This window comes from Cedecea sp. NFIX57 (genome assembly GCF_900177785.1).
Classification (GTDB): Bacteria; Pseudomonadota; Gammaproteobacteria; order Enterobacterales; family Enterobacteriaceae; genus Cedecea; species Cedecea neteri_C.
The window spans coordinates 1-24,621 of the sequence record NZ_FXAS01000022.1; the positions used below are offsets into that span (position 1 = coordinate 1).

Genomic DNA, 24,621 nt, shown 5'->3' on the forward strand with positions numbered 1-24,621 from the left:
GCTGCGGGGAAAGTTCTCTGAGCATGGCGGTCAGTCCGTTTTTTGCACTGACCTTATTAGATCAAAGTCCCGGCCTCACGGCCAGGACTTTGTCATCAATCTGAAGCGCCTCAGGGCGCTTTTTTTATACCGTAATTCCGAGCTTTTACGTCAACACCGCCTTTCTTGATACCAGACAATAACCCCTACTCCCAAAGAAGTATTATTGCTCACCGGAAGCGGGTGATGATTGTTCAATTAAAACTTCAATCTAATCATCATTTGACGGCCGTGCTTCACAAGGCGTGACGCGGCCAGGTCAATCCTTCAATAAAAATAAACCGGACACCCCTTTCACTCTTTAGCTGCGCAACGGAATGTGGGCTCTCAACCCGCGTGACCGCTGTCGGCTTATTTTAACTGTGAGCAAAACAAGTAGGTCACTATGACTGATAAAACCCCTAACGCGATCCTCGCGGCAGAGGTCAGCCGTCGTAAGCTGGTCCAAACCACGGCAATCGGTGGTTTAGCTGCTGCAACTAGCGCCTTCTCACTTCCTTTTTCCAGGCTTGCTTTTGCCTCCCAACCGGATAACCCTGGTGGTGATGAGAAAGTGGCCTGGAGCGCCTGTACGGTCAACTGCGGCAGCCGCTGCCCGTTGCGTATGCATGTGGTGGATGGCGAAATTAAATATGTCGAAACCGATAACACCGGCGATGACGATTATGAAGGTTTACACCAGGTTCGGGCCTGCCTGCGTGGTCGCTCTATGCGTCGCCGAGTCTACAATGCTGATCGCCTGAAATATCCGATGAAGCGTGTTGGCGCGCGCGGCGAAGGGAAGTTCGAGCGCATCAGCTGGGATGAAGCGTTTGATACCATCGCCCACAGCATGAAGGGCATCATTAAAGAGCATGGTAACGAAGCTATTTATCTGAACTACGGTACCGGTACGTTGGGCGGCACCATGACGCGTTCCTGGCCGCCGGGCTCCACGCTGATTGCCCGCCTGATGAACTGCTGTGGTGGCTACCTCAATCATTACGGGGACTATTCCACTGCACAGATTGCCGCTGGTCTGAATTATACCTACGGCGGCTGGGCGGACGGCAACAGCCCATCCGATATTGAAAACAGCAAGCTGGTGGTACTGTTCGGCAATAATCCGGGCGAAACGCGGATGAGCGGTGGCGGGGTGACTTATTACCTCGAGCAGGCTCGCCAAAAATCCAATGCCCGAATGATTATTATCGATCCACGTTACACCGATACTGGCGCAGGTCGGGAAGACGAGTGGATCCCTATTCGCCCTGGCACCGATGCGGCACTGATTTCCGCGCTGGCGTGGGTAATGATCGATGAAAATCTCGTGGATCAGGCTTTTCTCGACAAATACTGCGTGGGCTATGATGAAAAAACGCTCCCGGCAGGTGCGCCGCGCAATGGCCACTACAAAGCTTACATACTCGGCCAGGGGACAGACGGCGTTGTTAAAACGCCTGAATGGGCTTCGCAGATAACCGGTATTCCGACCGATCGTATTATCAAACTTGCCCGGGAAATTGGCAGTGCTAAACCGGCCTTTATCAGCCAGGGTTGGGGGCCGCAGCGTCACTCCAACGGCGAACTGGTTTCCCGCGCAATCGCCATGCTTTCTATCCTGACCGGTAACGTCGGTATTCATGGGGGCAACAGCGGGGCGCGTGAAGGCTCTTATAGCCTGCCGTTTGTGCGAATGCCTACGCTGGAAAATCCGGTTCAAACCAGCATCTCCATGTTTATGTGGACGGATGCCATTGAGCGAGGCGCGGAGATGACAGCCACCCGCGACGGCGTGCGTGGTAAAGAGAAACTGGATGTACCGATTAAAATGGTCTGGAACTATGCCGGGAATTGCCTGATTAACCAGCACTCTCAGATCAACCGCACGCACGACATTCTGCAGGATGATAAAAAATGCGAAATGATCGTGGTGATCGACAACCACATGACGTCCTCTGCGAAATACGCCGATATTCTTCTGCCAGATTGCACGGCCTCTGAGCAGATGGATTTCTGCCTCGATGCTTCCTGCGGCAACATGTCGTATGTGATTTTTGCCGAACAGGCCATCAAGCCGCGTTTTGAATGCAAAACCATCTATGAAATGACGACTGAACTGGCGAAACGTATGGGAGTGGAGCAGCGTTTCACGGAAGGACGGACGCAGGAAGGCTGGATGCGTCACCTGTATGCTCAATCTCAGGCTGCGATCCCTGAGCTACCTGGCTTTGATGAATTCCGCCGGTTGGGGATGTTTAAAAAGCGTGACCCGGAAGGACATCACGTCGCCTACAAAGCCTTCCGTGAAGATCCCCATGCCAACCCACTAACGACACCGTCGGGGAAAATTGAGATCTATTCCGCTCAGCTTGCAGATATTGCCGCCACCTGGGAACTGCCGGAAGGCGATGTCATCGACCCGCTGCCGGTGTATAGCGCTGGTTTTGAGAACGTTGGCGATCCGTTGGCGGAAAAATGGCCGCTGCAGCTGACCGGCTTCCATTACAAAGCGCGGACGCATTCAACCTATGGCAACGTTGACGTGCTGAAGGCGGCCTGTCGTCAGGAGATGTGGATCAACCCGCTGGATGCAAAACAGCGCGGCATCGCCAATGGTGATGAGGTCCGTATTTTTAACGATCGTGGGGAAGTACGCATTAACGCCAAAGTCACGCCACGCATCATTCCTGGCGTTGTCGCTTTAGGAGAAGGAGCCTGGTATAGCCCGGATGCCAACAAGGTAGACCGCGCGGGAAGCATCAACGTGCTGACCACTCAGCGCCCGTCACCGCTGGCAAAAGGCAATCCATCCCACAGTAACCTGGTTCAGGTTGAAAAGGCGTAAGGAGCAGTAAATGACAACCCAATATGGCTTTTATATCGACTCCAGCCGCTGCACCGGCTGCAAAACCTGCGAACTGGCGTGCAAGGATTTTAAGAACCTGAGTCCGGAAGTCAGCTATCGCCGCATTTATGAATATGCGGGCGGTAACTGGCAGGAAGATAACGGTGTTTTCCACCAGGATGTTTTCGCCTACTACCTTTCTATCTCCTGTAACCACTGTGAAGATCCGGCCTGTACTAAGGTCTGCCCGAGCGGCGCGATGCACAAGCGGGAAGATGGGTTTGTGGTGGTGAACGAAGAGGTTTGCATCGGCTGCCGCTACTGCCATATGGCGTGTCCGTACGGTGCTCCGCAGTACAACGAAGAGAAAGGCCACATGACCAAGTGTGACGGCTGTTATGAGCGCGTAGCTGAGGGGGAAAAGCCGATTTGTGTAGAATCCTGCCCGTTGCGCGCGCTGGATTTAGCGCCTATCGATGAGTTACGCAAAAAGTACGGGACTCAGGCCGCCATTGCTCCGCTGCCTGCAGCGCACTTCACAAAACCAAATATCGTGATTAAACCTAACGCCAACAGCCGCCCAAGTGGGGATACCAGCGGTTATCTGGCCAACCCGAAGGAGGTGTGAGATGGGAAACGGATGGCATGAATGGCCGCTGATGGTCTTTACGGTGTTAGGCCAGTGCGTTGCAGGTGGGTTTATTGTTATGGCCCTGGCGCTGTTGTATGGCATGAAGGACAGGGCGGTTCGCAAGCGCGCCGAGTTGCTGATGGTGGTGCTGTGGATCCTGATGGGCATCGGCTTTATTGCCTCTATTTTGCATCTCGGGTCGCCGCTGCGAGCTTTCAACTCATTGAACCGTCTCGGTAGCTCGGCGCTGAGTAATGAAATTGCCAGTGGATCGGTATTTTTTGCGGTGGGTGGTTTCTGGTGGCTTTTGACCGTGCTTGGCAAAATGCCTCAGACGCTCAGCAAAGTTTGGGCCGTAGTCACCATGATTCTGGGTGTGGTGTTTGTCTGGATGATGAGTCGGGTTTATTTGATCGACACTGTCCCTACCTGGTTTAGCGTCTGGACGCCGCTGAGCTTCTTCCTGACGATGTTCATCGGTGGCCCACTGCTGGGCTATTTACTGCTTTCTGCCGCCGGAGTCAGCGGCTGGGGGATGCGTATATTGCCTGTCGTCTCGCTGCTTGCCTTGCTGGTTAGCATGGGCGTTGTGCTGATGCAGGGCATGGAGCTGGCCACGCTGCATAATTCTGTTCAGCAGGCATCTGCGCTGGTGCCGGAGTACGGCTCGTTGATGGCGTGGCGGATGGTCTTGCTGGTGATTGCTCTGGTCGGCTGGATTGTTCCACAGTTGAAAGGTTATCGGCCTGGCGTCGGCTTGATGACGCTGGCGATGGTATTGGTGATTGCAGGCGAACTTATCGGTCGTGGCGTTTTCTATGGGCTGCATATGACGGTTGGTATGGCGATCGCGAGCTAACATTTCATCGAGTTATAAGCGCGTCTGTGGGCGCGCTTTTTCATGCTTTCAGATAAGAAAATCTCACCTGAATATCCATGAAATTTTTCATTGCTCATTTTTGCCTGCTTCCCGCTATATCGCATCAAAAACAGGGAGATACAATTTACGTGACCCCGGTCACTTATTAGCAGGATAAGTTTTTCAAATCGTTCCCGTCAAAACCCCTCTCACCCCCCATTATTGCTGGATTGACAATCAATTTGCCGGTGGCATGATGCGCACAAATTTCCTGATTTCCTCACGGTTTGATACCCATGACCACCTATACCCGTCCCGTATTGCTCCTGCTTTGCGGGCTTTTGCTGCTGACTCTGGCGATGGCGGTTTTAAACACGCTCGTCCCGCTTTGGCTGGCTCACGATAATCTTCCTACCTGGCAGGTTGGGATGGTGGGCTCCGCCTACTTTACCGGCAACCTGGTCGGGACATTGATTACCGGATGGGTGATTAAGCGTCACGGGTTTAACCGCAGCTACTATCTTGCCTCCATTATATTTGCCGTGGGTTGTATTGGCCTCGGGCTGATGGTTGGTTTCTGGAGCTGGATGGTTTGGCGGTTTGTGGCAGGTGTTGGCTGCGCAATGATTTGGGTTGTGGTTGAAAGCGCGCTGATGTGCAGCGGGACTTCCCGCAACCGCGGCCGTCTGCTGGCGGCTTATATGACCGTTTACTACATCGGGATGGTTGTCGGCCAACTGATGGTCAGTAAGCTTTCGACTGAGCTGATGAACGTTCTACCGTGGGCTACCGCGCTGGTGCTGGCCGCTATCCTTCCGCTGCTGTTTACCCATATCGTCAGCGACGGCGATGAGCATCGGGATAACACTCCGGTCTGGCCGATGCTGCGCCTGCGTCAGGCCCGGCTGGGCGTGAACGGCTGCATTATGTCAGGTATCGTACTTGGCTCTCTGTATGGCCTGATGCCGTTGTATTTGAACCATCAGGGCGTGAGTGACTCCGGTATTGGCTTTTGGATGGCGCTAATGATCAGCGCGGGTATTGTTGGTCAGTGGCCGATGGGGCGTCTGGCGGATAAATATGGCCGTCTGTTGGTGCTGCGTGTGCAGGTGTTCGTGGTGATTCTCGGCTGTCTGGCAATGCTCAGCAACGCCGCCATGGGGCCTGCGCTATTCGTGCTTGGGGCTTTCGGTTTCACGCTCTACCCAGTGGCGATGGCCTGGGCTTGCGAAAGAATTGAACGTCATCAGTTGGTGGCGATGAATCAGGCTCTGTTGCTGAGCTACACCATCGGGAGCCTGATTGGGCCGACGGTTACTGCGCTACTGATGCAAAATTATTCTGATAACGTGCTGTTTATCATGATGGCCGCAGTGTCATTTGTTTATCTGATGATGCTGCTGCGTAAGGCGGGTCATCATCCAACCCCGGTGGCTCACGCTTAATCCGTTTATTGTGTCCAGGATTCAATAACACCGAAATTTGTGACTGGTACAGTCTTACTGAGAAGTAAACAGGCCGTAACGGAAATATACGTGCTCCCACAGAGGGGAGCACGGTTCGAATCAGTACATCACTTTATGGCCGTACTGCTCCAGAATACCTTTCACCCGCTCCATTGTTTCTTTCTTCGGCGGATGTACGCCATCCAGCTTGTATTCTTCGCCCATCGCCACCCACTTGTGTTTGCCCAGCTCGTGGTACGGCAGTAGCTCGATTTTTTCAACGTTGCCCATGTCGCGGGTGAACTCACCCAGGCGATGCGCAGAATCATCATCGTCAGACCAGCCCGGCACGACCACGTAGCGGATCCACACTTTAATGTCTTTCTTCGACAGATATTGTGCAAATTCAAGCGTGCGGTGGTTGGAAACCCCGACCAGATTCTGGTGGATTTCATCATTCATTTGCTTGAGATCGAGCATCACCAGGTCGGTGACTTCTAGCAACTCATCAATCACAGGATCGTAGCGGCGAACAAAGCCGTTGGTGTCCAGGCAGGTATGAATTCCTTCTTTGTGGCAGGCGCGGAACCAATCACGTACAAATTCGGCCTGCAGGATAGCCTCGCCGCCGGACGCGGTGACGCCACCGCCGGAGGCATTCATGAAGTGGCGATAGGTGACAACTTCTTTCATCAGATCTTCTACTGTCACTTCTTTGCCACCGTGGGTGTCCCAGGTGTCGCGGTTGTGGCAGTACAGGCAGCGCATCAGGCAGCCCTGGAAGAAGGTGATAAAGCGGATACCGGGGCCATCCACGGTACCACAGGATTCAAAAGAGTGAATTCGTCCGATTGCTGACATTGCGGTGATCTCTCCAGATGTGGCCCGTCCAGGGCCTGTGTCGTGCACAGCTCAAGCCGGCTGTGTTAAGTCTGTTTTGACAGATACCCAGAGTATAGATAGCTGGCAAAGCAGGCTGAGGGTAGGGAGGTGAGTAAAAAGGCCCCACGGGAGTGGAGCCTTTATATAGTACGCTTCTTCAGTCTGACAAGGAATTAGATGGACTGAGTGAAGGTACGGGTAATAACGTCCTGCTGCTGCTCTTTAGTCAGCGAGTTGAAGCGAACGGCATAACCGGATACACGGATGGTCAGCTGAGGATATTTCTCAGGGTTTTCCATCGCATCCAGCAGCATTTCACGGTTCATCACGTTGACGTTCAGGTGCTGACCACCTTCGATGTTTGCTTCGTGGTGGAAGTAACCGTCCATCAGGCCTGCAAGGTTGGTTTTACGCACGTCATCGTCTTTACCCAGCGCGTTTGGCACGATGGAGAAGGTATAAGAGATACCATCTTTCGCGTAGGCAAACGGCAGTTTAGCAACGGAAGTCAGGGAGGCAACAGCACCTTTCTGGTCACGACCGTGCATTGGGTTAGCGCCTGGGCCGAACGGAGTACCTGCACGACGACCGTCTGGGGTGTTACCGGTTTTCTTACCATAAACCACGTTAGAGGTGATGGTCAGAACAGACTGGGTCGCGATAGCGCCACGGTAGGTGGTCAGTTTCTGAATTTTCTTCATGAAACGTTCAACCAGATCAACGGCGATGTCATCTACGCGAGGATCGTTGTTACCGAACTGTGGATATTCACCTTCGATTTCGAAGTCGATAGCCAGGCCGTCTTCGTCACGGATAGGTTTTACTTTCGCGTATTTGATTGCAGACAGGGAGTCAGCCGCAACGGACAGACCCGCGATACCACAAGCCATGGTACGAACAACGTCACGGTCGTGCAGAGCCATCAGAGACGCTTCGTAGCTGTATTTATCATGCATGTAGTGAATGATATTCAGCGCGGTAACGTACTGTTTAGCCAGCCAGTCCATGAAGTGATCCAGACGATCCAACACATTGTCGTAGTCCAGAACGTCGGCAGTGATTGGTGCTTCTTTAGGACCAACCTGCATTTTCAGTTTTTCATCAACGCCGCCGTTGATAGCGTACAGCATGGTTTTCGCCAGGTTTGCACGAGCACCGAAGAACTGCATTTGCTTACCAACGATCATCGGGCTTACGCAGCATGCGATAGCGTAGTCATCGTTGTTGAAGTCAGGACGCATCAGATCGTCATTCTCGTACTGCAGAGAAGAGGTATCGATGGAGACTTTAGCCGCGTATTTTTTGAAGTTCAGTGGCAGTTTTTCAGACCACAGAATGGTGATGTTTGGCTCCGGAGACGGCCCCATGGTGTACAGGGTGTTCAGGAAGCGGAAGCTGTTTTTGGTCACCAGAGTACGGCCATCAACGCCCATCCCGCCGATAGATTCGGTTGCCCAGATTGGGTCGCCGGAGAACAGCTCATCATATTCAGGGGTACGCAGGAAACGAACCATACGCAGTTTCATGACCAGATGGTCAATCATTTCCTGAGCGTCTTGCTCGTTGATTTTGCCTGCTTTGATGTCGCGCTCGATGTAAGCATCCAGGAAGGTGGATACGCGACCGAAGGACATTGCAGCGCCGTTCTGAGATTTAACTGCAGCCAGGTAGCCGAAGTAAGTCCACTGAATAGCTTCCTGAGCGTTGGTCGCAGGACCGGAGATGTCGTAGCCATATTTAGCAGCCATCTCTTTGATCTGACCCAGCGCGCGGTGCTGTTCGGAGATTTCTTCACGCAGACGGATAGTCGCTTCCAGATCTTCACCGTTTTCCAGTTTGGTTTGCAGTGAGTTGAACTGAGCGAACTTGTCTTTCATCAGATAGTCGATACCGTACAGCGCAACGCGACGGTAGTCACCGATGATACGGCCACGGCCATAGGCATCTGGCAGACCGGTAATAACGCCGGATTTACGGCAGTTCAGGATGTCTTTGGTGTAAACGTCAAACACGCCCTGGTTATGGGTTTTACGGTATTCGGTGAAGATCTTTTTCAGCATCGGGTCAAGTTCACGACCGTATACTTTGCAAGAGCCTTCGACCATTTTGATGCCGCCGAAAGGAATGATGGCGCGTTTCAGAGGAGCATCGGTCTGCAGACCCACGATGGTTTCGAGGGACTTGTTGATGTAGCCCGCATCGTGAGCGGTGATGGTAGACGCGAGGTCGGTATCGAAGTCAACTGGCGCGTGAGTGCTGTTTTCCAGTTTGATGCCTTCCATCACGCTGTCCCACAGTTTGGTAGTTGCGTCGGTAGCACCTGCCAGGAAGGACTCGTCACCCTCGTACGGGGTGTAGTTTTTCTGAATGAAGTCACGGACGTTAACTTCATTCTGCCAGTCGCCTTTAGCAAAACCTTCCCAGGCTGTGGCTAACTTTTCATTTTGCTCGGACATGTAACACCTACCTTCTAATGTGGAGTTCTTAAACCTGCGTACTGACTTAGCTTAGTGCTTGTCGCCACCGCGCAGATAAATTACCCAGTATGTCAACCCAACCAGTAAACCTCCGCCGATGATGTTTCCGATGGTGACTGGAATCAGGTTATCGGTGATGAAGTTCAACACGGTCAGATGCGAGAAACTTTCCGGAGAAGACCCTACTGCGGTCCAGAATTCCGGGCTGGCAAAGTCACGAACCACGATAGCCATCGGGATCATGAACATATTTGCGATGCTGTGCTCAAAGCCGCTGGCAACAAACATGGCAACCGGAAGGATCATAGCAAACATTTTGTCCATCAGGCTGCGGCCGGAGTAGCTCATCCAGACGGCGAGACACACCATCAGATTTGCCAGGATGCCAAGGCAGACGGCCTCAACAAATGTGTGATGCATTTTATGGTCGGCGGTTTGCAGGACATTCAGCCCCCATGCGCCGTTGGCGGTCATATACATGCCAGACAGCCAGATCAGCAGCACAAAGAGTAGAGCACCGACCAGGTTACCGATGTAGACGTTAGCCCAGTTACGCAGTAGCTGGCCCCAGGTGATACGGCCGCTGGCTTTGGCAACGACAATCAGCACGGTGGAGGTAAAGAGGTCTGCACCGCAGATAACGCAAAGAATTAAACCTAATGAGAAGCATGTGCCGCCAATCAGCTTGGCGATTCCAAAAGGAATCGTGGATGTGCCGGTGGTGGCGGTGATGTAGAACACGAAGGCAATCGAAATGAAGACGCCGGCGGTAATCGCTAAGTAAAAGGTCGTTAGCGGTTGTTTCGTTGCTTTATAGACGCCAGCATCTTCGGCAATTTTCGCCATCGCTGGTGGAAGTACTAGATCAAAAGGGTTGTCAGCTTTCACACTAACTCTCTCTTATTTAATTCGGCGAGGAGATACTAACAAAGCATTATAGAGTAAAAATTGATGTGGATCATATCTCGCCAAGCTAATAGGCACTGAAAAAGCAGGTCTTTTCCTGTTTTTCATCTTATTTTATTGATTTTAAAAGAAAAAATAAATTTTAATTATTATAAATAAAATTGAATTTAGCTTCTCCCTTACGCGAGATTGGTTAATTATAATGGGGTATTTTTATATTTTGATAACATTATTACCGTTGTCAAAAAATAACCATTTACCTGAAGTTAACCAAAAAATTACATAATAAATTATTATTGTTGCAATAATAAAAAGGGGCGCAAAAAAGCGCCCCGTAATATAGCTCAGACAAGGTGCTGTGCGCACCTGGAAGTTGTCAGGAAATTACTTTACCTGCCAATATTTGGCTTTAGCACGCTGTAATTTTTCGTATGCGGCCAGCAGAGCCTGATGCGCCGGGAAAGCTTTCAGATCCTTATCCACTGACTGCAGCCCGTAGAATGCAGCTTCACCGCTCATTGCCGCACTGGCGGCATCCACGGCTTCAGCCCCGTACATACGCACGAATGCATTCAGGTATTGCAGAGGCTCGCGCTCTTCTTCCTGAGACAACAGAAGCAGAGTTTGCAGGCAGCGGTAGTAGTTGGCACGTTCCGGGCTAAAGATAGAGGCGTTGAACTCCATGGTCCATTCGGTCCAGATCAGCGCCTGCTCAAGATCGCCGCCCGCTAGCGCCAGCATGGCTTTCAGCTCGCCAATGCGCAGCGTGTACCAGCCGTTATCTTTCCCGGTTGCCAGGCCCAGTAACTCACGCACGCGGGTGAAATCATCATGGCCTTCATCGTCCAGTTGGGCAATCAGATCCAGGTAATCCTGCTGCTCCCATTCGCTGTCCGGCAGAGCAAGAATCGTTTCACGCAGGTGGCTGCCCATGCTGTTGTTGGCCAGCAGCAGGTCGTCGGCAGGGTAAATATCAGACATGCCCGGGACGATAATACGGCAGGCGTAGACGTCCAGATGCTCGTAGTCGGCGATATACACTTCTTGATCTTCCGACTTGAAGATAGCCATCAGTGTGGCGAACTCTTCTTCCGTTGTGCCTGCAAAGCTCCAGTCGGCGAACGGGTAGTCCGCATCCTGCTTGAACATATCCCAGGAAATCAGGCCGCTTGAATCGATGAAGTGTGTTTCCAGATTTGCGTGTTCAGCAACTTCTTCATCGTCGAAGCTTGGCGGCGTAAAGACATCCAGATCTTTCAGACCGCGCCCCTGGAGCAACTCGGTGACGGTACGTTCCAACGCAACGCCAAAATCAGGGTGTGCGCCGAAGGAGGCGAAACAGGTTCCGTTGGCCGGGTTGAACAGTACGACGCAGATAACCGGGTACTTACCGCCCAGAGAACCGTCATACGCAAAAATAGGGAAGCCTTCAGCTTCAAGCGTTTTAATGGACTCCACGACGCCCGGATAGCGGGCCAGCACATCTTGTGGGATCTCTGGCAGGCTGATGCTTTCAGCGATGATGCGGTTTTTGATATGGCGTTCGAAGACTTCAGACAGGCCTTGTACCCGCGCTTCATTAGCGGTGTTGCCCGCAGACATGCCGTTGGAAACATACAGGTTACCAATGATGTTCATCGGGATATAAACGGTCTGCAGGTCTGACTGGCGGGTGAACGGCAGAGCGCAAATACCGCGCTCGTCATTCCCGGACTGCAGATCGATCAGCATCCCGGCGCCGACTTCGTTTTCCGGGTCGTAGAAAGCGCGCAGACGATCGTCGAGGATGCCTTCAGGCAGTTGGTCATCTTCCGGCAGCGGGAACCATTTCTCGTTCGGGTAATGCACGAACGGGCCGTTTGCAATCGTATCGCCCAGCCAGAAGTCAGCGAAGAAGTAGTTGGTCGACAGACGTTCAAAATATTCACCCAGCGCGGATGCCAGCGCCGCTTTTTTGGTCGCGCCTTTACCGTTGGTGAAGCACAGGGCGCTGTCTTTGTCACGGATATGCACTGACCAAACGTTTGGTACCGGGTTAAGCCAGGAGGCTTCTTCGATATTAAAACCGAGATCGGTCAGCTTTTTCTGGAAGCGAGCGATGGAGTCTTCCAGGGCGGCATCTTTGCCAGGGATAAATGTCTGGGTCATGGGGTTCACTTTAATGGTACGCAAAACGCGCAATGATACGGGTTTTACCGGGCAGACGCTATCTTCAGCCCGGTGCAGGCGACGCTAGCATAACAGGCTATGCCTGCTTACAGTAACTCGCTGTTATGGTAGTAAAATGACTGGCCGTTATTGGGCATGTCCGTCATATCGCGTTACCGTCGGAAATCGGGCAGTTTTTTCGCTTGCCGGAAGATTGTGTTGTGTGATTTTGCTCACATTGGTCTTCCGCGAGGGATTAACCGTTGCAACACTGCGTCGCTGAATGATAAAACCGATAATGTAATAAAAACTTATTGCTCGAGGCGTGGTGAGGGGAAATGACACAGGTATACAATTTTAGTTCTGGCCCGGCGATGCTGCCGGCTGAAGTACTTCGTCGTGCACAACAGGAGCTGTGCGACTGGCACGGTCTGGGCACTTCCGTAATGGAAATTAGCCACCGTGGTAAAGAGTTTATTCAGGTCGCTGAAGAGGCGGAAAAAGATTTTCGCGATCTGCTGCAAATCCCCTCCAACTATAAAGTTTTATTCTGCCACGGCGGCGGGCGCGGTCAGTTTGCAGGCGTGCCGCTGAATATTCTCGGTGACAAAACCACCGCCGACTACATTGACGGCGGCTACTGGGCAAATAGCGCAATTAAAGAAGCGAAAAAATACTGTCAGCCGGTTGCCCATGACGTAAAAATCACCGTGGACGGTAAGCGCGCTATCAAGCCGATGAGCGAATGGCAGGTGTCTGATAACAGCGCGTTTCTGCATTATTGCCCGAACGAGACAATTGACGGTATTTCGATAGACGAAACCCCTGATTTTGGTGATACCGTCGTTGCCGCTGATTTCTCTTCTACTATTCTGTCTCGCCCTATCGACGTCAGCCGTTTCGGTGTGATCTATGCAGGTGCACAGAAAAACATCGGCCCTGCGGGCCTGACTCTGGTCGTTGTTCGTGAGGATCTGCTGGGCAAAGCGCATAAAGCGTGCCCGTCGATTATCGATTACACCGTGCTGAACGACAATGACTCAATGTTTAACACGCCGCCGACTTTTGCCTGGTATCTGGCAGGCCTGGTCTTTAAATGGCTGAAAGAGCAGGGCGGCGTTGCCTCGATGGATCGTATCAATCAGGCCAAGGCTGAATTGCTGTACGGCGTCATTGATAACAGCGATTTCTATCGTAACGATGTTGCGGCTTCCAACCGTTCACGCATGAACGTTCCTTTCCAACTGGCGGATAGTGCGCTGGACAAAGTGTTCCTTGAGGAGTCCTTCGCTGCTGGCCTGCATTCTCTAAAAGGCCACCGCGTTGTCGGTGGCATGCGCGCGTCGATTTATAACGCGATGCCACTTGATGGCGTCAAAGCGTTGACTGACTTCATGGTGGACTTCGAGCGTCGCCACGGTTAATTAATGCATTAGCAATTCGCCCCGCGGCCCGTCTGCGGGGTTTTTATTCTGTTTGAGTTGAGAGTATTTTTCCCATGCTGGAATCCCTGACGTTACAACCCATCGCGCTGGTCGACGGCACCATTAATCTGCCGGGTTCAAAAAGCGTGTCTAACCGCGCGCTGCTGCTGGCCGCGCTGGCCAAAGGCACCACGGTGCTGACCAATCTGCTGGATAGCGATGATGTCCGCCATATGCTTAACGCGCTTAAGGCGCTGGGCGTGAGCTATACGCTTTCGGCGGATCGTACCCGTTGTGAAGTCACCGGCGTGGCCGGGCCTCTGGAGGCACAAGGTGAGCTGGAACTCTTTTTAGGGAATGCTGGCACCGCTATGCGTCCGCTGGCTGCAGCGTTGTGTCTTGGTAGTAACAATATTGTGCTGACCGGCGAGCCGCGCATGAAAGAGCGTCCAATCGGCCATCTTGTCGATGCGCTGCGCCAGGGCGGGGCGAACATTGAGTATCTTGAGCAAGAGAATTACCCGCCGCTGCGTCTGCGTGGTGGCTTTGGTGGTGGCAAGGTTGAAGTGGACGGCAGCGTATCCAGCCAGTTCCTGACCGCACTACTGATGACCGCGCCTCTGGCTGCACATGACACTGAAATCACCATTAAAGGTGAGCTGGTTTCCAAGCCTTATATCGATATCACGCTGCATCTGATGAAAACCTTCGGCGTGGAAGTTGAAAACCGTGACTATCGCAGCTTCCTGATTCGCGGTGCACAGCAGTATCAATCTCCAGGAGCATACCTCGTAGAAGGTGATGCATCCTCAGCTTCTTACTTCCTGGCCGCAGGGGCAATTAAAGGCGGTGTGGTAAAGGTCACCGGCATCGGGCGTAACAGCGTGCAGGGCGATATCCGCTTTGCTGATGTGCTTGAGAAAATGGGCGCCAAAGTGATCTGGGGCGATGACTTCATTAGCTGTGAACGTGGTGAACTAAACGCTATCGACATGGACATGAACCATATCCCGGATGCGGCAATGACTATCGCGACAGCGGCCCTGTTTGCTAAAGGCACGACCACGCTGCGCAATATCTATAACTGGCGTGTAAAAGAGACCGATCGTCTGAGCGCAATGGCGACGGAGTTACGGAAAGTTGGCGCAGAAGTTGAAGAGGGCGAAGACTATATTCGCGTTACGCCACCGGCTAAACTGACGTTTGCTGAGATTGGCACTTACAACGATCACCGTATGGCGATGTGTTTCTCGTTGGTGGCGTTGTCTGATACGCCAGTGACAATTCTTGATCCAGGCTGCACGGCGAAAACTTTCCCTGATTATTTCGAGCAGCTAGCACGCATCAGTACCCCAGCATAATGTTTGTAAAACCGCATCGTCTGATGCGGTTTTTCTTTCTCTCTACGATTCCTTACAACGCCCGTTGCGCAATTCTTCTACACTCAGCCTGATTCCCGTGGATATTTGCCTGGAAAGATAACAGTCCTGGCGGTTGCGGCGTATAATGCGCGGCGTTTACCACCCGCGAATCCAGCGATAGAGGAGAAAACGATGACGGCATCCGCCCCGGTAATAACGATTGATGGCCCAAGTGGCGCCGGTAAAGGCACGCTTTGTAAGGCCATGGCCGAAGCGCTGCAGTGGCATCTGCTGGACTCTGGTGCGATTTATCGCGTTCTGGCGCTCGCTGCGTTACATCACCATGTTGATGTGGCTTCCGAAGACGCCCTGGTGCCTCTTGCGGCCCACCTGGACGTTCGGTTTATTTCTACCGAAGGCAATCTGGAAGTGGTCCTGGAAGGGGAAGACGTTAGCGCTGAAATCCGCACTCAGGAAGTGGCAAATGCGGCTTCTCAGGTGGCGGCGTTCCCTCGCGTGCGGGAAGCCTTGCTGCGCCGTCAGCGTGCTTTCCGTGAAGCGCCGGGCCTGATTGCCGACGGACGGGATATGGGAACCGTTGTATTCCCAGATGCGCCGGTGAAAATTTTCCTTGATGCCTCCTCTGAAGAGCGCGCCCACAGGCGCATGCTACAGTTGCAGGGGAAAGGCTTTAGTGTTAACTTTGAGCGCCTTTTGGCCGAGATAAAGGAACGCGACGATCGCGACCGCAATCGGTCTGTAGCGCCGTTAGTGCCTGCTGCCGATGCTTTAGTACTGGATTCAACCAGTATGAGCATTGAGCAAGTAATTGAAAAAGCGCTACAATACGCCCGTGAAAAGCTGGCGCTCGCTTGAGATAGCGACCCATTTTGTAGTACCCCCGCTGCAACGGAGTGTGAGCGGGTATGTAAAACAACCCCATCCGGCATGACGCCAGATGGACGTTAATCTAACTTTTGAAGATTAAACATGACTGAATCTTTTGCTCAACTATTTGAAGAATCCCTTAAAACAATCGAAACCCGTCCGGGTTCCATCGTTCGTGGCGTTGTTGTTGCTATCGACAAAGACGTCGTTCTGGTTGATGCGGGCCTGAAATCTGAATCTGCAATCCCTGCAGAGCAGTTCAAAAACGCAGCTGGCGAACTGGAAATTCAGGTTGGCGACGAAGTTGACGTTGCGCTGGACGCAGTAGAAGACGGCTTCGGTGAAACCCTGCTGTCCCGTGAGAAAGCTAAACGTCACGAAGCTTGGATCACGCTGGAAAAAGCTTACGAAGAAGCTGAAACTGTGGTCGGTGTTATCAACGGCAAAGTTAAAGGTGGCTTCACTGTTGAGCTGAACGGTATTCGTGCGTTCCTGCCAGGTTCCCTGGTTGACGTTCGTCCAGTTCGTGACACTCTGCACCTCGAAGGCAAAGAGCTTGAGTTCAAAGTGATCAAGCTGGACCAGAAACGCAACAACGTTGTTGTTTCCCGTCGTGCGGTTATCGAGTCTGAGAACAGCGCAGAGCGCGATCAGCTGCTCGAAAACCTGCAAGAAGGCATGGAAGTTAAAGGTATCGTTAAGAACCTCACTGACTACGGTGCATTCGTTGACCTGGGTGGCGTTGATGGCCTGCTGCACATCACCGATATGGCATGGAAACGCGTTAAGCATCCAAGCGAAATCGTGAACGTTGGCGACGAAATCACTGTTAAAGTGCTGAAGTTCGACCGCGAACGTACCCGTGTTTCCCTCGGCCTGAAACAGCTGGGCGAAGATCCATGGGTAGCTATCGCTAAGCGTTATCCAGAAGGTACCAAACTGACTGGTCGCGTGACCAACCTGACTGACTACGGCTGCTTCGTTGAAATCGAAGAAGGCGTTGAAGGCCTGGTTCACGTTTCCGAAATGGATTGGACCAACAAAAACATCCACCCATCCAAAGTTGTTAACGTTGGTGATGTAGTGGAAGTTATGGTTCTGGATATCGACGAAGAACGTCGTCGTATCTCCCTGGGTCTGAAGCAGTGCAAAAACAACCCATGGCAGCAGTTCGCTGAGACCCACAACAAAGGCGATCGCGTTGAAGGTAAAATCAAGTCTATCACTGACTTCGGTATCTTCATCGGCCTGGACGGTGGCATCGACGGCCTGGTTCACCTGTCTGACATCTCCTGGAACGTTGCAGGCGAAGAAGCAGTACGTGAATACAAAAAAGGCGACGAAATTGCAGCCGTTGTTCTGCAGGTTGACGCAGAGCGTGAGCGTATCTCCCTGGGCGTTAAACAGCTCGCAGAAGATCCGTTCAACAACTACGTTGCGCTGAACAAGAAAGGTACTATCGTTACTGGTAAAGTAACGGCAGTTGACGCGAAAGGTGCTACAGTTGAATTAGCAGATGGCGTAGAAGGCTACCTGCGTGCTTCTGAAGCTTCACGTGACCGCGTTGAAGATGCAACTCTGGTTCTGAACGTTGGCGACGATGTTGAAGCTAAATTCACCGGCGTTGATCGTAAAAACCGTGTTGTAAGCCTGTCTGTTCGTGCTAAAGACGAAGCTGACGAGAAAGATGCAATTGCGACTGTTAACAACAAACAGGAAGAAGGCAACTTCTCTAACGCAATGGCTGAAGCATTCAAAGCAGCTAAAGGCGAGTAATCGTCCGAGCGTTGTATCCCGGCTTCTGCCAGGGTATAAAATCAGGGCGGCTTCGGCCGCCCTTGTTCGATTGATAGCTGTAAGCTAATTTTCCTGAAAGGAAACCGGAGGAATCATGACCAAGTCAGAATTGATTGAAAGACTTGCAACCCAGCAATCTCACATCCCTGCGAAAGCAGTAGAAGATGCGGTGAAGGAAATGCTGGAGCATATGGCCTCTACGCTCGCCGAGGGTGAACGTATTGAAATCCGGGGTTTCGGCAGTTTCTCCTTACACTATCGCGCTCCTCGCACCGGACGTAACCCAAAAACCGGCGACAAAGTGGATCTGGAAGGCAAATACGTTCCACACTTTAAGCCAGGCAAAGAGTTGCGTGACCGCGCCAATATTTACGGCTAATTCCTTAGAGTTAGCAAAAATGGCATCTCAAATGAGGTGCCATTTTTTTTACTGATTTTACTATTTTTGCGAGCGCCTTCCCGCAGGCTAACGCAACATTGTGAAGTCAGGCTCAGTGCACCCCATCCCATCACGTATTTCCCCGATCACTTTCTGATTTAATCTCAAGATTCCCGCACACTTCCTGCACCAAGGAGGTGGATGTGTTTTCTATTCCTGCCGTTGCTGGCGCCGTTCTGATTAGCGCTTTTCCATTGCTATGGTTGCCCGTTATCCCGGAGCAAAAGAGTATTTTGCTACTTCTGGCGGCTACGCTGGTACTGGCAAGCATTTTAGGCCGTACCGCCTGGATCCGTTATCTGGTGTTGTGTCTTTTGTTATTAATCTGGAACCTGCTGAGTGCGCGGCAAATGCTGGATATGTTCTCTGAATTCGGGGAGAAACCGCTGACCGTGCAGGTGAAAATTATGAGAAGTGATGGCGAAAAACGGCATGAGCTGCGAATAGTCAAACGGGATGATCGTTACCTGTTTCCTGCTCCAGGTGTTGTGTTGCAAAACAGCGTATTGCCAGAGCCCGTTTGTGAAGGGCAAACGTGGTTAATGACGCTACGTCTTCGCCCGGTGCATGGGCGTCTTAATGAGGGTATTTTTGACGGGCAGCGCTATGCACTTTCGCAGATGCTGCCGTTTAGTGGCAGAGTATTGAAGGCAAACTTACTATCAGATAGCTGCAATATTAGAGGCAAATGGCTCCAGCAAGCTCAACATGCCACTGCACATCTCCCATGGCAGGGAGTGCTTATCGCGCTGGGTTTTGGGGAGCGAATAGATGTCAGCGCAGACGTCAAAAAAATCATGCGTGACACCGGCACAGCGCATCTGATGGCTATTTCTGGACTGCATATTGCGTTAGCCGGTGGGATTGGCTGGCTGTTCGCCCGGGCTGTGCAATTTTGTCTACCCGCCTCGATGATAGGGTTTCGTTTCCCTTTATTGATGAGCTTTAGCGTTGCGCTCTTTTACACCTGGCTATCGGGGATGAATCCGCCAGCGGTCAGAACCCAGGTTGGGATGGGCATTTGGGCAATACTACGTTTGAGCGGCAGAAAGTGGTCATCCTGGGATGTGTTGTTGTGTTGTGTCGCGGGCATCGTGTTTAGTGAACCGATGACGATTTTGTCTGAAAGTCTTTGGCTTTCCGCGCTTGCGGTCTGTGGGCTTATTTTTTGGTACCAGTGGGTGCCGCTGCCACGTATGACGGTAAATCGTTGGTTCCGGCCTTTTGCCGATCTGCTTTATTTGCAAATTGGAATCACGTTACTGCTTATCCCACTGCAGGTGGTCCTCTTTCATGGCATCAGTTTGACTTCGTTGGCCGCTAATCTCTTCGCTGTGCCGTGGATTACCTTCGTTAGCGTACCCCTAATTTTAGCCGGCATGGCGTTCGGAGAAGTCCCTGTCACTGGCGAGGTGCTTTGGGCACTGGCCGATAAATCACTTGGGGGGGTATTCGGGTTATTGGCTGGGTTGCCGGAAGGGTGGAAAGAACTCGATCGCCGTTATCAATTTCTGGCGTTCATTGCCTGGTGGGCCATAGTGATATGGCGATTCGGTTTTTGGCGAAGCTCTTCCGCTACGGCTGCGGCAGTGTTGCTTATGATGACGCTTCCCTTTTGGCGTAAGCCGGGGGCCAATAGCTGGGCCGTCCATATGCTTGATGTGGGACATGGGCTTGCCATGGTGATTGAGCGTGAAGGGAAAGCGTTACTCTACGACACGGGCAACGCATGGCCTGGGGGAGACGCGGCTAAAACCGTGATTATTCCCTGGTTAAAATGGCGAAACCTTCTGCCAGAGCACGTCATTATTAGCCATGAGCACCTTGATCATATCGGCGGATTGAAAAGTCTTAAGCAGCAGTGGCCTGCCTTAAATATTCGTAGCCCTTTGCGCTGGGAGGGACATGAGCCTTGCTTTCGTGGTCAACAATGGGCATGGCAAGAGATTCAATTCGATGTGCTGTGGCCACCCGAAGAGTATGAGGGGAGCAGCAACAATCGCTCTTGTGTGGTTAAAGTTAGTCACGGAGGATTCAGCCTTTTGCTTACGGGGGACCTGGAGGCAAATGCAGAATTGGCTATGCTGAGAAAACGGTGGCAAACGCTAGAAGCCAATATCTTGCAGGTACCTCATCACGGGAGCCGCACGTCGTCCAGCGGCCCTTTACTGAGAGCCATTTCAGGCAGCGTGGCGTTGGCTTCTGCTTCCAGGTTCAACGCCTGGCGTTTACCGTCTTCAACAATTATCAATCGTTACCGAAAATACGGTTATCAGTGGCATGACACGGCTCAATCAGGGCAGCTGACAATTGAAATAAAGGGTGATAAATGGCAAATCTCTGGCTTCAGAGAACAAATATTGCCCCGTTGGTATCATCAGTGGTTTGGCGTCACCCGAGATAATGGGTAGAATATGCGGCTATTTCATAAAAGGCTGGTTCGACTTAATGCAGAACGATAAAGATCTCTCCACATGGCAGACTTTCCGCCGGCTCTGGCCGATGATTTCCCCCTTTAGAACGGGTCTGATTGTGGCTGGGATAGCGTTAATCCTTAATGCGGCGAGTGATACCTATATGCTTTCGCTGCTTAAACCATTACTGGATGATGGTTTTGGTAAAACGGACTCTTCTGTACTGCTATGGATGCCTCTGGCGGTGATTGCGTTGATGCTACTGCGCGGCGTGACCAGTTATGTTTCAAGCTACTGTATTTCATGGGTGTCTGGCATGGTGGTCATGAACATGCGCCGTCGCCTGTTCAGCCACATGATGGGGATGCCGGTTTCATTTTTCGACCAGCAGTCTACCGGAACGTTACTCTCCCGTATTACCTATGACTCGGAGCAGGTTGCCTCCTCTTCCTCTGGCGCACTGATCACCGTTGTTCGTGAAGGGGCATCAATTATTGGCCTGTTTGTACTGATGTTCTGGTACAGCTGGCAGCTTTCAGTGATCCTGATTGTGTTAGCACCCATTGTGTCTTTTGCTATTCGCTTTGTTTCTAAGCGCTTCCGTAATATCAGCAAAAACATGCAGAACACCATGGGGCAGGTGACGACCAGCGCAGAGCAGATGCTGAAAGGGCACAAAGAAGTGCTTATTTTCGGTGGCCAGCAGGTAGAGACCGATCGTTTTGACAAGGTCAGTAACCGCATGCGTAATCAGGGGATGAAGCTGGTTTCAGCCTCTTCTATCTCCGATCCGATTATTCAGCTCATTGCTTCCCTGGCGTTGGCCTTTGTGCTTTATGCCGCCAGCTTCCCAAGCGTTATGGAAACCCTGACTGCCGGTACCATTACCGTGGTGTTCTCCTCGATGATTGCGCTAATGCGTCCGCTTAAGTCACTGACTAACGTCAACGCTCAATTCCAGCGCGGGATGGCAGCATGCCAAACGTTGTTCTCTATCCTTGACTCGGAGCAGGAAAAGGACGAGGGCAAGCTCGTTATCGAACGTTCTAAGGGTGATGTTGAATTCCGCAACGTGACCTTCACCTATCCAGGCCGTGATGTTCCTGCTCTGCGTAACATCAATCTGACCATTCCTGCCGGAAAAACCGTTGCGCTGGTAGGGCGCTCAGGTTCGGGTAAATCGACTATTGCCAGTCTGATCACGCGTTTCTACGAGCAGCAGGAAGGTGAAATCCTCATTGACGGGCATGATGTACGTGAATACACCCTTGCATCTCTGCGCAATCAGGTGGGGCTGGTGTCCCAAAATGTTCATCTCTTTAACGATACCGTAGCGAATAATATTGCCTACGCTCGTACCGGCGAGTATTCCCGTGAGGATATCGAAAAGGCCGCGCGTATGGCCTATGCGATGGACTTCATCAGCAAAATGGACAACGGGTTGGATACCATGATCGGTGAGAATGGTGTGCTTCTCTCCGGCGGCCAGCGTCAGCGTATAGCCATTGCTCGTGCACTGCTGCGTGACAGCCCAATCCTGGTTCTGGATGAGGCAACTTCTGCGCTCGACACGGAATCAGAGCGTGCTATTCAATCCGCTTTGGATGAACTGCAAAAAAACCGTACATCACTGGTGATTGCTCACCGTCTGTCGACGATTGAGCAGGCCGATGAAATCGTGGTGGTAGAAGATGGCCGCATCGTCGAGCGCGGGCCTCACCTGGAGCTGCTGGCCCATCGCGGCGTCTATGCCCAGCTACATAAGATGCAATTCGGCGAATGATAGAGCGTATCTGGTCGGGAAAATCACCTCTCTACCTGCTGCTGTTGCCGCTTTCCTGGCTTTATGGCCTGGTGAGCGGCGTTATTCGCCTGTCTTACCGTCTTGGTCTGCGTGCCACATGGCGTGCCCCTGTGCCTGTGGTGGTGGTTGGAAACCTGACGGCGGGGGGAAACGGGAAAACGCCTGTTGTTATCTGGCTTGTGGAGCAGCTCCAGCAGCGCGGTGTGCGAGTTGGCGTTGTGTCCCGGGGCTACGGCGGGAAAGCCGCTGCTTATCCTTTGCTGCTTGACGCAAAAACCACGCCCTCGGAAGCAGGAGACGAACCGGTACTTATTTTTCAACGTACCGGAGCCCCCGTTGCCGTTGCCCCAAAACGCAGCGAGGCTGTAAAAGCCCTCATCGCGGCTGAAGCTCCGCAAATCATTATTACCGATGATGGCCTGCAGCATTACGCCCTGGCGCGTGATAAAGAAATTGTTGTTATTGATGGTGCCCGCCGATTCGGTAATGGCTGGTGGTTGCCTGCCGGGCCAATGCGCGAAAGAGCGGGGCGTCTACGCAGCGTGGACGCGGTCATCGTAAACGGTGGGGACCCTCAGGCTGGCGAAATCGCCATGCGCCTGAAGCCAGGTCTCGCCATTAACGTACTCACGGGTGAACGTCGCCCGGTAACAGATTTTACTGACGTTGTGGCAATGGCCGGGATTGGTCATCCACCGCGTTTCTTTGCCACGCTGGAGCAGTGCGGTATTGTGCCGGTGAAAACTGTTGCACTGGCCGATCATCAGGCCATTAGCGAGCAGGACATGTCAGCTATCGCGACGGCGGAACAAGTCGTACTAATGACGGAAAAAGATGCCGTAAAATGCCGTGCGTTTGCTGGGGGCCACACAAACTGGTGGTATCTGCCTGTAGATGCGCAGCTCGATTCACCTCTCGCGGAAACGCTCCTCAAGCAATTACTGGCGCTGGTGCGTTAATCTCTGCGGCACCGGTTATTCGTTCGTTGATTACAGGTGTGCCATGGCCGTTTCACAACTTTCATTACGAGCAGCCCGAAATCTTCACCTTGCAGCCCAGGGGTTACTTCAAAAACCTCGCCGTCGTGCACGTCCCTCTGACGTCACCGACGCGATATCCCGCATGTCGTTGCTGCAAATTGACACCATTAATATTGTTGCCCGCAGCCCTTACCTGGTCTTGTTCAGTCGCCTTGGGCAATATGAATCCGGCTGGCTTGACGGTGCCCTGGCGAGCGGAGAGCTTATCGAATACTGGGCACATGAAGCTTGTTTTTTGCCGAAAAAAGATTTTGCGCTCATTCGCCACCGGATGCTGAGCCCTGAAAACATGGGCTGGAAATATCGGCCTGAATGGATGAAGGAGCATGCGGAAGATATCGGCCAGCTGCTCGCTTATATCAAAGACAATGGCCCCGTCCGCTCCGCTGATTTTGAGCATCCACGCAAAGGCGCGAGCGGTTGGTGGGAATGGAAGCCACAGAAAAAACATCTTGAGGGGTTATTTACCGCCGGGCAGGTGATGGTGACGGAGCGGCGTAATTTCCAACGAGTATATGATTTAACCCATCGCGTTATGCCGCAGTGGAACGATGCCCAGCATCTGATTGAGCAGCCCGAGGCTGAGCTACTCATGTTGGAAAACAGCGCCCGTAGCCTGGGGATCTTTCGTCCAGAATGGCTCGCTGATTACTACCGACTGAAAAACATTGCGTTAAAACCCCTGATAGAAAGCTGGCTTTCATCGGGGAACGTCATTCGCGTCCAGGTCGATAAACTGGGCGATATGCTGTTGCATCATTCGCTGCTCCCGCTGCTTGAAAAAGCGCAACAAAATCAGCTTAACGCGACCCACAGCGCTGTGCTCTCACCTTTTGACCCGGTCGTTTGGGATCGCCGCAGAGCAGAAGTGTTGTTTAACTTTTCCTATCGGCTGGAATGTTATACCCCGGCGGAAAAGCGCCGCTATGGTTATTTTGTTTTGCCACTACTGCACAAAGGGACTCTCGTTGGCAGGATAGATGCAAAAATGCATCGCAAGCTGGGGCAACTGGAGGTGATAAGCCTCCATCTGGAAGAGGGTGTAAAAGTCACCGAGGCTTTGCAGGAAGGGCTTCGTGGCGCATTGACAGAATTTGCTCGCTGGCAATCCGCCACGCATCTTACCCTGGGTATTTTGCCTGCTGAACTAAGAGAAAACTGGGGCGATGGTTGGGAAATGGCCCCGGCTGGCTAGTCATTTATGCTATTCTGGTGCCGTTGATGGCACTCATCTGGAGTA

General features: G+C 52.3%; 17 protein-coding genes. 13 read left to right on the forward strand and 4 right to left on the reverse strand.

Going from position 1 to position 24,621, the window contains the following annotated elements; translation table 11 throughout:
* Nucleotides 1–424: 424 nt before the first annotated feature.
* From dmsA to B9Y90_RS17950, 4 genes are all read left to right on the forward strand, one after another.
* Nucleotides 425–2,866 (forward strand): dimethylsulfoxide reductase subunit A, encoded by a 2,442-nt coding sequence (gene dmsA / locus B9Y90_RS17935; RefSeq protein ID WP_085542079.1) that lies wholly within the window; start codon nt 425–427, stop codon nt 2,864–2,866.
* Nucleotides 2,867–2,876: 10 nt separating this feature from the next.
* Nucleotides 2,877–3,494: a DMSO/selenate family reductase complex B subunit gene (locus tag B9Y90_RS17940; protein ID WP_085542080.1), complete on the forward strand. Its 618-nt coding sequence runs from the start codon at nt 2,877–2,879 to the stop codon at nt 3,492–3,494.
* Between the two features lies 1 nt (nt 3,495).
* Entirely contained in the window at nt 3,496–4,356 is an 861-nt protein-coding gene (locus B9Y90_RS17945; RefSeq protein WP_085542081.1) for a dimethyl sulfoxide reductase anchor subunit family protein, read from the forward strand.
* Nucleotides 4,357–4,652: 296 nt separating this feature from the next.
* Nucleotides 4,653–5,801 (forward strand): MFS transporter, encoded by a 1,149-nt coding sequence (locus tag B9Y90_RS17950; protein ID WP_008461162.1) that lies wholly within the window; start codon nt 4,653–4,655, stop codon nt 5,799–5,801.
* Between the two features lie 120 nt (nt 5,802–5,921).
* On the opposite strand, the gene pflA is transcribed toward B9Y90_RS17950, so the two are convergent.
* The 4 genes from pflA to ycaO form a co-directional block, all read right to left on the reverse strand.
* Nucleotides 5,922–6,662 (reverse strand): pyruvate formate lyase 1-activating protein, encoded by a 741-nt coding sequence (gene pflA, locus B9Y90_RS17955; RefSeq protein WP_039291492.1) that lies wholly within the window; start codon nt 6,660–6,662, stop codon nt 5,922–5,924.
* A gap of 194 nt (nt 6,663–6,856) precedes the next feature.
* Nucleotides 6,857–9,139, reverse strand: a complete 2,283-nt coding sequence (pflB, locus tag B9Y90_RS17960) for a formate C-acetyltransferase (protein WP_008461167.1) — start codon at nt 9,137–9,139, stop codon at nt 6,857–6,859.
* Nucleotides 9,140–9,190: 51 nt separating this feature from the next.
* Nucleotides 9,191–10,048: a formate transporter FocA gene (gene focA, locus B9Y90_RS17965; protein WP_039291494.1), complete on the reverse strand. Its 858-nt coding sequence runs from the start codon at nt 10,046–10,048 to the stop codon at nt 9,191–9,193.
* 402 nt (nt 10,049–10,450) lie between these two features.
* Entirely contained in the window at nt 10,451–12,214 is a 1,764-nt protein-coding gene (ycaO, locus tag B9Y90_RS17970) for a 30S ribosomal protein S12 methylthiotransferase accessory factor YcaO (RefSeq protein WP_085542109.1), read from the reverse strand.
* Nucleotides 12,215–12,552: 338 nt separating this feature from the next.
* On the opposite strand from ycaO, the gene serC reads away from it, so the two are divergent.
* The 9 genes from serC to B9Y90_RS18015 all read left to right on the forward strand — a co-directional run bounded on the left by serC (nt 12,553) and on the right by B9Y90_RS18015 (nt 24,576).
* On the forward strand, nt 12,553–13,638 hold the full coding sequence (serC, locus tag B9Y90_RS17975; RefSeq protein WP_039291499.1) for a 3-phosphoserine/phosphohydroxythreonine transaminase: 1,086 nt from the start codon (nt 12,553–12,555) through the stop codon (nt 13,636–13,638).
* 77 nt (nt 13,639–13,715) lie between these two features.
* Entirely contained in the window at nt 13,716–14,999 is a 1,284-nt protein-coding gene (aroA, locus tag B9Y90_RS17980; RefSeq protein ID WP_085542110.1) for a 3-phosphoshikimate 1-carboxyvinyltransferase, read from the forward strand.
* A gap of 192 nt (nt 15,000–15,191) precedes the next feature.
* Entirely contained in the window at nt 15,192–15,875 is a 684-nt protein-coding gene (gene cmk, locus B9Y90_RS17985; RefSeq protein WP_039291501.1) for a (d)CMP kinase, read from the forward strand.
* Between the two features lie 114 nt (nt 15,876–15,989).
* A complete protein-coding gene (rpsA, locus tag B9Y90_RS17990; RefSeq protein ID WP_008461180.1) occupies nt 15,990–17,663 on the forward strand; it encodes a 30S ribosomal protein S1 in 1,674 nt (557 codons plus the stop codon).
* A gap of 115 nt (nt 17,664–17,778) precedes the next feature.
* A complete protein-coding gene (ihfB, locus tag B9Y90_RS17995; RefSeq protein WP_008461182.1) occupies nt 17,779–18,063 on the forward strand; it encodes an integration host factor subunit beta in 285 nt (94 codons plus the stop codon).
* Between the two features lie 203 nt (nt 18,064–18,266).
* Nucleotides 18,267–20,534 carry a ComEC family protein gene (locus tag B9Y90_RS18000; protein WP_085542082.1) on the forward strand — a complete coding sequence of 756 codons (2,268 nt, stop codon included), beginning with the start codon at nt 18,267–18,269 and terminating at the stop codon, nt 20,532–20,534.
* A 37-nt stretch (nt 20,535–20,571) separates the two neighbouring features.
* Nucleotides 20,572–22,320, forward strand: coding sequence for a lipid A ABC transporter ATP-binding protein/permease MsbA (gene msbA / locus B9Y90_RS18005; protein ID WP_039291506.1), 1,749 nt, complete (start codon nt 20,572–20,574; stop codon nt 22,318–22,320).
* Nucleotides 22,317–23,300 (forward strand): tetraacyldisaccharide 4'-kinase, encoded by a 984-nt coding sequence (lpxK, locus tag B9Y90_RS18010; RefSeq protein ID WP_085542083.1) that lies wholly within the window; start codon nt 22,317–22,319, stop codon nt 23,298–23,300. The genes msbA and lpxK overlap by 4 nt, the downstream gene beginning before the upstream one ends.
* Before the next feature lie 43 nt (nt 23,301–23,343).
* Entirely contained in the window at nt 23,344–24,576 is a 1,233-nt protein-coding gene (locus tag B9Y90_RS18015; protein ID WP_085542084.1) for a winged helix-turn-helix domain-containing protein, read from the forward strand.
* Nucleotides 24,577–24,621: the final 45 nt, after the last annotated feature.

Bases quoted from the DNA above. Each gene is read 5' to 3' on its own strand.
- rpsA (WP_008461180.1), top strand. From the start codon at position 15,990: ATGACTGAATCTTTTGCTCAACTATTTGAAGAATCCCTTAAAACAATC.
- pflA (WP_039291492.1), bottom strand. From the start codon at position 6,662: ATGTCAGCAATCGGACGAATTCACTCTTTTGAATCCTGTGGTACCGTG.
- ihfB (WP_008461182.1), top strand. From the start codon at position 17,779: ATGACCAAGTCAGAATTGATTGAAAGACTTGCAACCCAGCAATCTCAC.
- dmsA (WP_085542079.1), top strand. From the start codon at position 425: ATGACTGATAAAACCCCTAACGCGATCCTCGCGGCAGAGGTCAGCCGT.
- B9Y90_RS17950 (WP_008461162.1), top strand. From the start codon at position 4,653: ATGACCACCTATACCCGTCCCGTATTGCTCCTGCTTTGCGGGCTTTTG.
- lpxK (WP_085542083.1), top strand. From the start codon at position 22,317: ATGATAGAGCGTATCTGGTCGGGAAAATCACCTCTCTACCTGCTGCTG.
- serC (WP_039291499.1), top strand. From the start codon at position 12,553: ATGACACAGGTATACAATTTTAGTTCTGGCCCGGCGATGCTGCCGGCT.
- B9Y90_RS17940 (WP_085542080.1), top strand. From the start codon at position 2,877: ATGACAACCCAATATGGCTTTTATATCGACTCCAGCCGCTGCACCGGC.
- pflB (WP_008461167.1), bottom strand. From the start codon at position 9,139: ATGTCCGAGCAAAATGAAAAGTTAGCCACAGCCTGGGAAGGTTTTGCT.
- ycaO (WP_085542109.1), bottom strand. From the start codon at position 12,214: ATGACCCAGACATTTATCCCTGGCAAAGATGCCGCCCTGGAAGACTCC.
- B9Y90_RS18015 (WP_085542084.1), top strand. From the start codon at position 23,344: ATGGCCGTTTCACAACTTTCATTACGAGCAGCCCGAAATCTTCACCTT.
- msbA (WP_039291506.1), top strand. From the start codon at position 20,572: ATGCAGAACGATAAAGATCTCTCCACATGGCAGACTTTCCGCCGGCTC.
- B9Y90_RS17945 (WP_085542081.1), top strand. From the start codon at position 3,496: ATGGGAAACGGATGGCATGAATGGCCGCTGATGGTCTTTACGGTGTTA.
- cmk (WP_039291501.1), top strand. From the start codon at position 15,192: ATGACGGCATCCGCCCCGGTAATAACGATTGATGGCCCAAGTGGCGCC.